Source organism: Desulfogranum aggregans (genome assembly GCF_055398265.1).
On record NZ_AP042447.1, the window covers coordinates 1,642,404 to 1,656,244 of the forward strand.

At 50.5% G+C, this 13,841-nt stretch carries 8 protein-coding genes; all 8 read right to left on the reverse strand.

Features of this window, described 5'->3' with window-relative positions; genetic code table 11:
• Positions 1–2: 2 nt before the first annotated feature.
• Complete coding sequence (gene rplC / locus ACZ52Z_RS07535) at positions 3–635, reverse strand: 50S ribosomal protein L3 (RefSeq protein WP_464270139.1); 633 nt, start codon at positions 633–635, stop codon at positions 3–5.
• A 75-nt stretch (positions 636–710) separates the two neighbouring features.
• Positions 711–1,022, reverse strand: a complete 312-nt coding sequence (gene rpsJ, locus ACZ52Z_RS07540; RefSeq protein WP_028585188.1) for a 30S ribosomal protein S10 — start codon at positions 1,020–1,022, stop codon at positions 711–713.
• A gap of 13 nt (positions 1,023–1,035) precedes the next feature.
• Positions 1,036–2,226 (reverse strand): elongation factor Tu, encoded by a 1,191-nt coding sequence (gene tuf, locus ACZ52Z_RS07545; protein ID WP_464270140.1) that lies wholly within the window; start codon positions 2,224–2,226, stop codon positions 1,036–1,038.
• Between the two features lie 29 nt (positions 2,227–2,255).
• Positions 2,256–4,334 (reverse strand): elongation factor G, encoded by a 2,079-nt coding sequence (gene fusA / locus ACZ52Z_RS07550; RefSeq protein WP_464270141.1) that lies wholly within the window; start codon positions 4,332–4,334, stop codon positions 2,256–2,258.
• 125 nt (positions 4,335–4,459) lie between these two features.
• Positions 4,460–4,933 (reverse strand): 30S ribosomal protein S7, encoded by a 474-nt coding sequence (gene rpsG, locus ACZ52Z_RS07555; RefSeq protein ID WP_464270142.1) that lies wholly within the window; start codon positions 4,931–4,933, stop codon positions 4,460–4,462.
• A gap of 30 nt (positions 4,934–4,963) precedes the next feature.
• Positions 4,964–5,335 (reverse strand): 30S ribosomal protein S12, encoded by a 372-nt coding sequence (rpsL, locus tag ACZ52Z_RS07560; RefSeq protein ID WP_464270143.1) that lies wholly within the window; start codon positions 5,333–5,335, stop codon positions 4,964–4,966.
• A 107-nt stretch (positions 5,336–5,442) separates the two neighbouring features.
• On the reverse strand, positions 5,443–9,507 hold the full coding sequence (gene rpoC / locus ACZ52Z_RS07565; protein WP_464270144.1) for a DNA-directed RNA polymerase subunit beta': 4,065 nt from the start codon (positions 9,505–9,507) through the stop codon (positions 5,443–5,445).
• An 81-nt stretch (positions 9,508–9,588) separates the two neighbouring features.
• The gene (gene rpoB / locus ACZ52Z_RS07570; protein WP_464270145.1) at positions 9,589–13,662 is read right to left on the reverse strand and encodes a DNA-directed RNA polymerase subunit beta; all 4,074 of its coding nucleotides are present in this window, start codon (positions 13,660–13,662) and stop codon (positions 9,589–9,591) included.
• Positions 13,663–13,841: the final 179 nt, after the last annotated feature.

Consider the following 13,841-nt stretch of genomic DNA (forward strand, 5'->3'; position numbering starts at 1 on the left):
AGTTATGCTTTTGTGTAGATGCTGAGCAAACCGTTTTTTGCTCCGGGAACCGGTCCTTTGACCAAGATCACATTGTCTTCTTCCCGTACGTCTACAACTTTGTAGTTTTTCTGCGTTACAAGCACATCTCCCATGTGTCCAGGAAGCTTTTTCCCTTTCATCACACGTCCAGGCCAGGCACTGCAACCAATTGACCCGGGGGCTCTGTGAAATCCTGAGCCATGGGAGGCCTTACCACCGGCAAAACCGTGCCTCTTCATAACACCCTGATATCCATGGCCTTTGGACTTGCCGGAGATATCAACCTGATCACCCCTTTTTACCACTTCCGCCGCGGTGATTTCCTGTCCGAGTTCATATGCGTCGGGGTTGTCGACTCTGAATTCCCGGATATGGTAGAATCCTTTCCCGCCAGAACGTTTGGCGTGTCCGGCTTCAGGCTTGTTGAGCCTGTTGCTCTTCTTTTCAACAAACCCAACCTGAATGGCGTTATATCCTTCCTTTGCCTCGGTTTTCTTCTGTAAAATCGTACAGGGGCCGGCCTCTATTACAGTGACAGGGATCGAGCGGCCGTGCTCGTCATAAATCCTTGTCATCCCAACCTTACGGCCCAGTATTCCATTTGTCTTCGGCATTTGTCTACCTGTGTTCTATTTACGACTTTCCATGCAGATGAACTTACCGCCTGTGTCAATACTCACTTGAACGAATCAGGGGATTTTGATCTCTACATCAACGCCCGCAGAAAGTTCGAGCTTCATCAAAGCATCAATGGTCTGCTGAGTCGGCTCAAGAATATCGAGAAGTCGTCGATGGGTTCTCATTTCAAACTGTTCTCGTGACTTTTTGTCAACATGGGGAGAACGCAGGACAGTATATTTATTTTTACTGGTCGGCAACGGTATTGGGCCTGCAATTGTGGCACCGGTCCGTCTTGCTGTTTCAACGATTTCCCGTGTGGAAAGGTCAAGCAATTTATGATCGTAACCTTTCAACCTGATACGTATCTTATCTGCCGGGATCATAGGACTCCTCTTATTCGATAATTTCGCTGACAACGCCAGCGCCTACGGTACGGCCGCCTTCACGAATGGCGAATCGGAGACCGGCTTCCATGGCGATGGGGGTAATCAACTCTCCAGTGATGTGTACATTGTCTCCGGGCATTACCATCTCCACGCCCTCTTCAAGTGTACAGACACCTGTTACGTCGGTCGTCCGAAAGTAAAACTGCGGACGGTACCCGTTGAAGAACGGGGTGTGACGCCCACCTTCTTCCTTGGTCAAAATATAGGCCTCAGCCTTGAACTTTTTGTGCGGTGTAATTGAACCGGGCTTGGCAAGAACTTGTCCGCGAACGATCTCTTCACGCTTGATTCCTCGCAGCAAGGCGCCAATATTGTCGCCAGCCTGCCCTTCATCGAGCAGTTTCCTGAACATTTCCACTCCGGTACAGGTGGTCTTGGCTGTATCGCGGATACCGACGATCTCTACCTCATCACCTACATGTATAATACCGCGCTCAACTCGACCGGTGGCAACGGTCCCTCGACCAGAGATAGAGAACACATCTTCCACAGGCATCAGGAACGGCTTGTCTACATCACGTTCAGGCTCAGGCACATAGCTGTCCACTGCCTCCATCAATTCCCAGATACAGGCGGTCTTTTCTTCATCTTCAGGATTTTCAAGGGCAAGCAGAGCTGATCCGCGGACGATGGGAATATCGTCGCCAGGGAAATCATATTTATCGAGCAGCTCACGAAGTTCCATTTCAACCAGTTCGATCAGTTCCTCATCGTCAACCATGTCGCACTTGTTGAGAAAAACGACCATTGCCGGAACACCAACCTGACGGGCAAGCAGAATGTGCTCACGAGTCTGGGGCATGGGGCCGTCATCAGCGCCTACAACCAGAATCGCACCATCCATCTGAGCAGCACCAGTGATCATGTTCTTGATATAGTCCGCATGCCCGGGACAGTCGACGTGCGCATAATGCCGACTTGTTGTTTCGTATTCTACATGGGCGGTTGCAATGGTGATTCCGCGCTCCTTTTCTTCGGGAGCCTTGTCGATCTCACTGAAATCGGTAAAGTTAGCCTGTCCCCTGGTAGACAGTACACGAGTGATTGCCGCGGTCAGTGTTGTTTTACCATGATCAATGTGGCCGATGGTTCCGACATTGACATGGGGTTTCGTCCGCTCAAATTTTTCCTTTGCCATTGCAGCTACCTCTTAAGCTGTATATCCGGTTAAAAGCCTTTAATTTTTTGTATAATAGCCTCGGCTTTCTTTGCAGGTACTTCTGCAAAGGCCGAAAACTGCATCGTGAATATCGCCCTACCCTGAGTTGCAGATCTCAAATCCGTGGAATAACCGAACATTTCTGACAAGGCAACGTCCGCCTTGACGACCTGCCGGTCTTTTTCTGCATTGACCCCGTTAATTTGGGCGTGCTTCTTGTTCAAATCATTGATGACTTCCCCCATATATTCCTCTGGGGTAATCACCTCTAAACTCATAATGGGTTCAAGCAACACCGGCTCACCTTCGCCGGACGCCTTTCGGCATGCCATTGTCGCTGCTATGCCAAACGCCATCTCTGTAGAGCGCTCTTCATCGTACGATCCGCCGACCAGCACAGCTTCCACATCCGTCAGCGGGTAACCAATCAGCGGACCGGAGTCCAGGCTGTCCAGCACACCCTTTTCAATCGCCTGGACAAAATTGGCAGGTATCGTCTTTTCATCGATCTGTGAAGAAAACGTTACCCCTTCACCTTTTGCCCTAGGTCGCAGCTCAATCACCACATGACCGTATTGATCCTTTCCAGTGGCCTGGGTCTCAAATCTGCCCTCAGCCGTGGCTGCTGCACGAAGGGTTTCACGATAGGCTACCTGTGGTTTACCTATGTTGGCAGCTACCTTAAATTCGCGTACCAACCGGTCGACAATAATTTCCAGGTGGAGTTCACCCATGCCGGAAATAATGGTCTGTCCCGTGTCCTCGTTGACAGAAACCTTAAAGCTCGGATCTTCTTTGGCCACCTTATCAAGGCTGTCTACCAACTTGCCCTCATCGGCCTTGGATTTCGGCTCAATGGCAATTCCGATAACCGGCTCAGGAAAATTCATCTGCTCCAGGACAATACTGTCTCCAGAGCTACAGAGCGTGTCACCGGTGGTGGTAAACTTCAATCCGACAATAGCGCCTATATCTCCGGCACCAAGCTCACCGACCTCTTCACGTTTGTTGGCGTGAAGTTTTATTAGTTTCGAGATTTTTTCCGTTTTCCGCTTCAGAGGGTTGTAGACTTTTTCGCCCACCTTGAAGCTCCCCGAGTAAACCCGTATAAAAGACAGGTTCCCGACAAACGGATCACTCTGCAGCTTAAAAACAAGACCACAGAATTTTTCGCTCCTATTCGTCTTGCGGATAAGGGGCGCACCGTTCTTATCCGTCCCCTCTACAGGGGGAACATCCGCAGGCGAAGGCAGGTACCATGTTATTGCATCGAGAAGTGGTTGCACCCCTTTGTTCTTAAAAGCCGACCCGCACAGAACGGGTACCAACTTCATGTTAAGGGTTGCTTCTCTCAATGCCCTGCGCAATTCGCCAGGAGCAATCTCTTGATCATTTAAGTATTGTTCCATGACCTCCTCATCGAAGTCGGCCAACTTCTCGAGGAGTGCCATTCTGGCGGCCGATGAATCTCCTATCAGTTCTTCAGGAATGCTCTCCACGGTGAACGTGTTACCCATGGAGGCTTCATCAAAAGTGAGCAGTTTTTCTTCGACCAGGTCAATAACCCCGACGAAGGTGTCTTCGGCACCGACCGGAATGGTTATAGGTACCGGCACGGCCCCCAGCCGTGTTTCCATCTGCTCAACACACCTGTCAAATGATGCACCGATTCGATCCATCTTATTGACAAATGCCAGACGAGGTATCTTGTATCGGTCCGCCTGTCTCCAGACAGTTTCCGACTGCGGCTCAACCCCGCCAACCGCACAAAAGACGGCTACTACACCGTCCAATACCCGCAGGCAACGTTCGACTTCAACAGTGAAATCTACATGCCCGGGAGTATCTATAATGTTTATGCTTGTCCCTTTCCATGAACAGGTTGTGGCAGCCGAGGTGATGGTAATACCTCGCTCCTGCTCCTGTTCCATCCAGTCCATGACAGCGTTTCCGTCATGAACCTCTCCCAACTTGTGGGACTTGCCTGTATAAAAAAGAATACGTTCAGTGGTCGTAGTTTTGCCCGCGTCAATATGGGCCATTATGCCGATATTGCGCACCTTGGATAACGAATGCGATCCTGCCACAACCTCCACCTGTATCCTTAGTAATCATCTTCTTCGTATTAGCCCAAAAAAATGTGGACCCTTTTACAGTAATCAACCGCTGATGTCAACTTCTTTTTTTTCATCTGCCCGCAATGGGTGTTCACTTACCAGCGATAATGGGCGAAAGCCTTGTTCGCCTCGGCCATCTTGTGGGTATCATCCTTCTTCTTGACCGAACCGCCACGACTGGCGTAGGCATCAAGAATTTCAGCTGCAAGCTTCTGCGCCATGGACTGACCGGACCGGTTTTTCGCAAAACCGATAATCCAGCGAATGGCCAATGCATTGCGACGTTCAGGACGAACCTCAACCGGTACCTGATAGGTAGCCCCGCCCACACGTCGGCTCTTGACCTCAATGCGGGGACGTACATTTTCCATCGCCTCTTCAAAGACGGTCAACGGCTCCTCGTCAGCAACCTTTTGATCAACGATCTCCATCGCATCATAAAAGATACTGCGTGCAACGGTCTTTTTCCCGTCTTGCATCAACCCGTTGGTGAATTTTGAAACCAGTACGGAATTATACCGGGGATCCGGAGCGATCGGTCGTTTATCTAACAGTTTCTTTCTAGGCATTTTCTTCCCTTCTTCTCCCTAACGGTATCCCTACTTGGGCCGCTTAGCTCCATACTTAGACCGTCCCTGTCGGCGATCATTCACGCCAAGGGTATCCAAGGTGCCTCGTACGATATGATAACGCACACCCGGCAAGTCCTTTACACGGCCGCCACGAATAAGCACTACGGAGTGCTCCTGCAGGTTATGTCCAATACCAGGTATGTACGAGGTAACCTCTATACCATTGGTCAAGCGCACCCTCGCTACTTTCCGGAGGGCAGAGTTCGGCTTCTTCGGCGTTGTGGTATAGACACGGACGCACACCCCCCTCTTCTGTGGGCAGCTCTGCAGGGCCGGCGTATTCGAACGCTTTGTGGTCTTTTTGCGTCGTTTCCTGACAAGTTGATTAATTGTGGGCATTCAAACCACTCCTTTGTAAATATGCTTCATGCTTCATTATCATGAAATGGACACGAAAGGTAGGATATGTAAACTAAACGACGTGGAAAGTCAAGTTTATTTTCCCCTTATTCGTTTTCCTTTACCCGATATCGGTTCAAGCCGGTACCTGCTGAAATCAACCGGCCCATGATCACGTTCTCCTTCAACCCTGACAGATCATCTATTTTTCCTGCCATGGCCGCGTTGGTCAAGACCTTGGTCGTTTCCTGGAAAGAGGCTGCGGAAATAAAGGAATCCGTGGAAAGGGAGGCCTTGGTGACCCCCAGCAAAAGCGGTTCAGCTGAAGCTGGTTGGAGCCCTTCTTTCAACAGTCGTTCATTTTCTTCCTGAAACTTCCACCATTCAACCTGTTGATCAAGCATAAAGACCGAGTCCCCCGGGTCAGTGATCCGGATACGCTTGAGCATCTGTCGAACAATGGTTTCAATATGCTTATCGTTGATCTTCACGCCCTGGAGGCGATACACCTCCTGGATCTCGTTGACCAGAAACTTGGCGAGTTCTTCTGCACCAAGGACCCGTAAAATATCATTAGGCAGGATGGCCCCTTCCATCAGCCGCTCTCCGGCCTTAACATGGTCCCCTTCATGGACAGTGATGTGTTTGGCCTTTGGCAGCAGGTATTCCTTGGGTTCACCGGTTTCCGGGGTGACGATCACCCGTCGTTTCCCCTTGAGATCCTTTCCAAAGGTCACCCTTCCATCAATTTCAGTGATAACAGCCTGTTCCTTGGGCTTGCGAACTTCGAAAAGCTCGGCAACACGCGGAAGACCACCGGTGATATCCTTGGTTTTGGTCGTTTCTCTAGGAATTTTGGCAATGACCGTACCAGGGGCAATTTCAGCATGCTCATCAACGGTGATGATCGACCCGACCGGCAGAGGATATCGAGCCGCCAGTTCGCCATCAGGCAACTTAAGGGTTCTGCCACGTTGATCTTTAATCGTTACTCGCGGGTTCATTTGCTTGGTGCTTGAGCCGGGAGTGATCACCTTACTTGCCTTACCGGTGATCTGGTCAACACGCTCCTGCATGCTATCGCCTTCTAGGACATCACCATATTTGACCTTACCGCCTACTTCACTGACGATGGGAATGGAAAAGGCGTCCCAGTCAGCAATGATGGTCCCTGGATCAACCTTGTTCCCGTCCTCTGCCCTGAGTACGGCACCGTAAGGAATAGGGAAGCGTTCTCTGTCCACTCCCTGATCATCCAGCACGGAGACTTCCGCATTACGGTTCATTACCACCAGGTTCCCCTCGGTATTTCTAACCGAATGCAGGTCTTTATACTGGAGTAAACCGCCACGTTGAGTCCTGACCTCTGCCTGCTCTACCGCCCTGCTCGCTGTTCCGCCGATATGGAAGGTACGCATAGTCAGCTGGGTCCCTGGCTCCCCGATCGACTGGGCTGCGATTATGCCGACAGCCTCCCCGATGTTGACCATGTGACCACGGCCAAGATCACGGCCATAGCACATGGCACAGACACCTCGCTTGGCTTCACAGGTCAGCACTGAGCGAATCATAACCCTATCGACACCGGCGGCTTCAATCGCATCCACCTTGTCCTCGGTGATTTCCTCATCCATTTCAACAAGGGTTTCACCGGTATGCGGATCAATAACGTCCTCAAGCGCGACACGCCCAAGAATCCGCTCGCCAATGCGAACAATGACCTCCCCCCCTTCAATCAGGGGTTCGGCCATGACACCTCGCATGGTGGCGCAATCCCGCATGACAATGGTTGAATCCTGAGCAACGTCGACCAGCCTTCTCGTGAGGTAACCAGAGTTAGCGGTTTTCAGTGCGGTATCAGCCAGTCCTTTGCGCGCCCCGTGAGTGGAGATAAAGTATTCAAGAACGTTCAGTCCCTCACGAAAGTTCGCCTTAATCGGGGTTTCAATGATCTCGCCGGAAGGTTTCGCCATCAAACCACGCATACCGGCAAGCTGACGAATCTGATCCTTGGAACCACGTGCTCCTGAATCGGCCATGATATAGACGGCGTTAAAGCTTTTTATCTCCTGCACCGTACCGGAGAGATCCGGAGCATACTCCACCGCCATCTCATCCATCATTTCCTTGGTGATCTTATCCGTGGCCTTGGACCATATATCAATAATTTTGTTATATTTTTCTCCATCGGTGATCAATCCGTCAGAGTACTGCTGATCGACTTCCGCCGCCTCGACCTCAGCATCTTCGACAAACTCTTCCTTTTTCACAGGAATCATCATATCGTTGATGCAAATGGAAATACCTGCCTTGGTTGCGTATTCGTAACCAAGGTCTTTCAGGCGATCGGCAAGGATAACCGTATCTTTGGTGCCAGCGTGACGATATGTATAATCAATAAGGAACGCGAGTTCCTTTTTGGCCAGCTCCTTGTTCACCAGTGAGTAGGGAACTTGGTCAGGCAGCAACTCACCAACAATCATTCGGCCGATGGTTGTTTCGACGAGATTACCGCGAATTCTGATTTTAACGCGGGCCTGGAGGTGCGCTGCGCCGTGATCATAGGCCATCCGCGCTTCGGCAGGGGAGGAGTAGGCAGCACCTTCTCCGGGTACCCCGAATCGCTCCCTGGTCATGTAGTAGAGCCCTAGTACAATATCCTGACTGGGAATAATGATGGGATTCCCGTTGGCAGGCGAGAGGATGTTGTTTGTCGACATCATCAGCACCCTGGCTTCGACCTGGGCCTCTACCGACAGAGGCACATGTACGGCCATCTGGTCACCGTCAAAGTCGGCATTGAACGCCGCACAGACAAGTGGATGCAGCTGGATGGCCTTGCCTTCAATCAGCACCACCTCGAAGGCCTGCATTCCCAAACGGTGCAGGGTCGGTGCCCGATTGAGGATAACCGGATACTCCCGAACGATATCATCGAGGACGTCCCATACTTCTTTTGCCCCTTTTTCCACCATTTTCCGTGCACTTTTAATGGTGGTGACGTACCCCTTCTGCTCCAGCAGGTTGTAGATAAAAGGCTTGAACAGCTCAAGAGCCATCTTCTTGGGCAACCCGCACTGGTGAAGTCGCAGATGCGGACCGACCACGATGACTGAACGTCCGGAATAGTCAACACGCTTACCAAGCAGGTTCTGACGAAATCGTCCCTGCTTGCCTTTCAGCATATCGGAAAGGGACTTGAGCGGTCGCTTGTTCGGGCCGGTGATGGTCCTTCCTCGACGGCCGTTGTCAAACAGTACGTCAACAGCTTCCTGGAGCATACGCTTTTCATTACGGATAATAATATCCGGTGCATCCAGTTCGAGCAGTCTTTTCAATCGGTTGTTTCTGTTAATGACCCTCCGGTACAGGTCGTTCAGGTCAGAGGTGGCAAAACGGCCCCCCTCCAACGGCACTAAGGGACGTAAATCCGGAGGCAGAACGGGTATCACTTCCAGAATCATCCATTCCGGTCTGTTGCCGGAATCACGAAAAGCCTCCACAACATTAAGCCGTTTACCGTACTTTGCCCTTTTGGTGGCAGAACCCGTTTCCTTCATCTCGCGCCGCAGACTTTCAGACAGCTCTTTGAGATCAAGCCCCATGAGCATTTCACGAATAGCTTCGGCACCGATACCAACGCGGAACTCCCCGGGATAGTTGTCCAGCGCAGTCCGATACTGTTCCTCATTGAGGAGTGACCCGACCGGCAAGTCCTCAACCGTTGACGTGACTACGGCATAGGATTCGAAATAAAGAATCCGCTCAAGCTGCTTGAGCGTCATGTCTAGAATAGCGCCGATCTTGGAAGGCAAACTCTTGAGAAACCATATATGTGCGACCGGTGCAGCAAGTTCGATATGGCCAAGTCTTTCCCTTCGCACCTTGGACTGGATAACCTCCACTCCGCACTTTTCACAAACAACACCACGGTGTTTCATGCGCTTATATTTGCCGCAATTACACTCGTAGTCCTTTACCGGACCGAAAATCTTGGCGCAAAAAAGGCCATCTCGCTCAGGCTTGAAGGTTCGGTAATTAATTGTCTCCGGCTTCTTCACCTCTCCATGAGACCACTCTCTGATCTTCTCGGGAGATGCAAGCGATATTTTCACCTTGTTAAAGCTGACGGGACCTTTGGGCTTAGCAAAGAAGCTGAACAGTTCTTCCACGAATTCACCTATAGTTATTCAAAATTCAATGGCGGCAAAAACATATGTTTCGCCCCCTTTCACATACCTCTTGAACGAGAGCTACTCTTGCAGCTCCACATCAAGACAGAGTCCTTTCAACTCCTTCACAAGCACATGAAAGGATTCGGGGAGGCCGGTTTCAAGAAAATTGTTCCCTTTGACAATTTTCTCGTACATGGTTGTCCGTCCTTCGACGTCGTCGGATTTAACGGTCAAAAATTCCTTAAGGGTATACGCCGCACCATACGCCTCCATGGCCCATACTTCCATCTCGCCGAGGCGCTGACCACCAAACTGGGCCTTCCCCCCAAGCGGTTGCTGGGTAACCAGGGAGTAGGGTCCGGTAGAGCGGGCATGAATCTTATTGTCAACCAGATGGTGCAATTTGAGCATGTACATGATGCCCACAGTCACCTGGTTGTCAAAGGCCTCACCAGTCAGCCCGTCATACAGGGTGGATTGTCCCACTTCATCGACACCGGCATCGACCAAGAGTTGACGTATCTCAGCCTCTGAAGCGCCGTCAAAAACCGGGGTGGCCATATGCAGCCCTTCACGACATTTTCTTGCCATATCAAGCAGCTGATCATCATCAAGGTCAGCGACCAATGCCTGATACTCGTCAGCTGAATAAATTTTTTCAAATTCCTTTTTCACCAGGTCAAGCTCGAACTTGCGGGCAAAGTTGTAAATTTTTTCTCCAAGTTTCTTGGCTGCAAAACCGAGGTGACATTCCAGTACCTGACCAACGTTCATTCGCGAGGGCACCCCAAGAGGGTTCAACACGATGTCTACGGTTGTGCCGTCGGCAAAAAACGGCATATCCTCTTCAGGTAGGAGCCGGGAGACGACGCCCTTGTTGCCATGTCGACCGGCCATTTTATCCCCAACGGCAAGTTTACGCTTTGTCGCTACGTAGACCTTGACCATTTTGACAACGCCTGGCGGTAAATCATCGCCTTTTTCCATACGCTCTGCAACCCCCTGATATCGGGAGCGTACCAGGGCGGCCTGATTGTTATAGCGGGAGAAAATGGCGTCGATTTCCTCGCTGTATTTTACTTTTTCGGCAAAATCAAGCGAGGAGAGGGCTGAAAATTCAACTTGCTCGACCACTTCATCCGTCAACTGCTTGCCCAGCTTGAGGATCACCTGCCCTGATTTATCATAGATATCACTTTTGGCGGTTCGACCGACAAGCACAGCTGCCAAGGCATTGCGGACCCCGTTTTTCAAACTTTTCAGTTCGTCTTCCATATCCCGATTGAGGCGCTCAATTTCCATCTCCTCAATCATCAGGGTACGTTCATCCTTATCCACTCCTTTCCGGGAAAAGACTTTCGCGTCTATGACTACCCCTTCAACCCCGGGAGGTACACGCAGAGAGGAATCTTTGACATCACCAGCCTTCTCACCAAAAATGGCCCGCAGCAACTTCTCCTCAGGGGAAAGCATTGACTCTCCCTTGGGGGTGACTTTCCCGACAAGCATATCTCCCGGGCCCACTTCCGCTCCAATACGGACGATCCCGGATTCGTCGAGATTACGTAACCCTTCTTCGCCAACATTGGGTATGTCCCTGGTGATCTCTTCTTTGCCCAACTTGGTGTCTCGGGCCATGGTCTCAAAGATCTCGATATGCACGGAAGTGAAGGTGTCTTCCCTGAGCAGCCGCTCGTTGACGAGGATGGAATCCTCAAAGTTGTACCCGCGCCAGGGCATAAAGGCGATGGTTACATTCTTGCCAAGCGCCAACTCTCCCTTTTCACAGGAAGGACCGTCGGCAAGCACAGAACCGCGTTTGACCTTCTCACCGGGAAAAACCAACGGCTTTTGGGTAAAGCAGGTGTTCTGGTTGGACTTTTTGTATTTGGAAAGCCTGTAGACGCCTACCCCGGTTTCAAATCCATCGGTACCGGGCTCATCGTAGCGAACAACGATCCTGCACGCATCCACTTCCTCTACAATACCATCACCGCCTGCAAGCAGACAGGCTCCGGAATCACGGGCAACATATTTCTCGACTCCGGTTCCCACCAACGGAGAACCAGTCTTGAGCAGCGGTACTGCCTGCCGTTGCATGTTGGATCCCATGAGTGCACGGTTGGCATCGTCGTTTTCGAGAAAGGGGATCAACGACGCGGCAACAGAGACCAGCTGATTAGGCGCCACATCCATCATAGTCACATCACTGGCAGGAACCATGGAGACCTCATTCTCCTGGCGCGCAATGAGGTAATCAGTGGCTATCCGGCTGCCCTCCATTTCAACTTTCGCAGGAGCAATGGTATGCTTTTCCTCCTGGGTTGCAGCGAGATATTTATAGTCTTCAGCAACAAGACGATCCTGAACATAGCGATAAGGCGTCTCGATAAACCCATAAGGGTTGACTTTGGCATAGGTAGCCAGAGAAACAATGAGGCCGATATTAGGCCCTTCAGGGGTTTCTACCGGGCAAATTCGGCCATAGTGGGTAGGATGGACGTCTCGAACCTCGAAGCCGGCACGCTCGCGAGACAAGCCCCCGGGACCAAGTGCAGACAGGCGACGTTTGTGAGTCACCTCTGACAACGGATTGGTTTGGTCCATGAATTGCGACAACTGGGAGGTTCCGAAAAACTCCTTAATGGCTGAAGTGACAGGCTTCGGGTTGACAAGATCATGGGGCATGAGGGTTTCAATCTCTTGCAGGGTCATGCGTTCCTTGGTAGCACGCTCCATGCGTACAAGTCCCATTCGGTATTGATTCTCGCACAGCTCCCCAACTGTGCGTACTCGCCGATTCCCCAGATGGTCAATATCATCCCCATCTTTGAGTTCATCCTTGATGCGAACCAGGTGATGAACACCCTCAAGGATGTCCTCCTTGGTAAGGGTCCGATGTTCTATGGGGGTGTTCAATCCCAATTTGGTATTGATCTTATACCGGCCGACTTCCGAAAGATCATAGGTGCCGGGATTGAAAAACAGGTTCTCAAAAAAGGATTGAGCCACTTCCAGTGTAGGAGGACTTGAAGGACGAAGGCGACGGTAAATCTCAATCAATGCCTCATCGGTGTCTTTCACCTTATCCATAAAGAGAGTTTTACGGAAAGATTCGCTGACATTGACGCCATCAATAAACAGCACCTCAAATGAAGTGACGTGTTTTTCTTCTAACGACTCCAAGAAAGTAGCGGTAACAGGTTCGTTACAACGACCAATGACCTCTTCAGATTTGGGGTCGAGAATATCGGTGGCAAAGTATCGATCAACCAGGAACTCAGCTTCAACGGCAACTTCCTCGATACCTGCGTCAACGATTCGCTTGGCAAGGGCTTTTGAAATTTTCCGGCCTTTTTTTCCAAGAACCGATCCGTCCTGAGGATGGATGAGGTCATCGGTGAGTCGCTGACCGGTAAATGTTGCGGGATTAAATCGGATACTGAATTTGCCGTCCCGATAGTAAACAGTGTCAAAATTGTAAAACTCTCTGAGCAGGGAAACGTCGTCATATCCAAGGGCCTTGAGAAGTACAGTGACAAGCAACTTGCGTCTTCGGTCAATCCGCACATACAGCATGTCTTTGATATCAAACTCAAAATCAAGCCATGACCCTCGAACAGGAATAATTCTGGCAGAGTAAAGCCGTTTACCTGAGGAGTGGGACTTACCGTTGTCATGGGTAAAAAAGAGCCCGGGAGAGCGTTGCAGCTGGTTAACGACCACACGCTCGGTCCCATTAACGACAAAAACGCCATCCTGTGTCATCAGGGGCAGAGCGCCAAGAAAAATTTCCTGCTCTTTAATATCCCTGACGGATTGAACCCCGGTTTCCTCATCGACATCAAAAGTAATCAGTCGAACCGTAATTTTAACTGGAACCTCATAGGTCATACCCCGTTCGACACATTCAGCAACAGTGTATTTTGACTCGCCAAAAGAATATCGTACGAATTCCAGGGAGCAAAGACCGTTAAAATCAGTTATGGGAAATATATCCTGAAAAATAGCCTGTAAACCATGATTTTGTCGCTGGTCGGGCTCAACGTCACGCTGGAGAAAATGTTCATAAGATTCTCTCTGCATGGCTATCAGATGGGGTGGCTCGACTACATGGCTTGTTTTGGCAAAACTTTTACGTACTCTTTTCATCGCTTACCTCGAAATTGTCCGCGAAATTCAGCAATCTCTCGATAGATAAAATTTAAATTGCTGATATTACGAGTATATTTCCCCGTGTCTTTCTTTCGTACCACAAACGCAAGAACGCTACAGGATAGAGCATCCCGTAGCGTTACCTGCTATGTTCGATTTGTTGCCGGGGCTACCCC

Excerpts from the sequence above, each read along its gene's own strand:
- rplC (WP_464270139.1), bottom strand. The coding sequence starts at position 635 with ATGCCGAAGACAAATGGAATACTGGGCCGTAAGGTTGGGATGACAAGG.
- tuf (WP_464270140.1), bottom strand. The coding sequence starts at position 2,226 with ATGGCAAAGGAAAAATTTGAGCGGACGAAACCCCATGTCAATGTCGGA.
- rpsG (WP_464270142.1), bottom strand. The coding sequence starts at position 4,933 with ATGCCTAGAAAGAAACTGTTAGATAAACGACCGATCGCTCCGGATCCC.
- rpsL (WP_464270143.1), bottom strand. The coding sequence starts at position 5,335 with ATGCCCACAATTAATCAACTTGTCAGGAAACGACGCAAAAAGACCACA.
- rpoB (WP_464270145.1), bottom strand. The coding sequence starts at position 13,662 with ATGAAAAGAGTACGTAAAAGTTTTGCCAAAACAAGCCATGTAGTCGAG.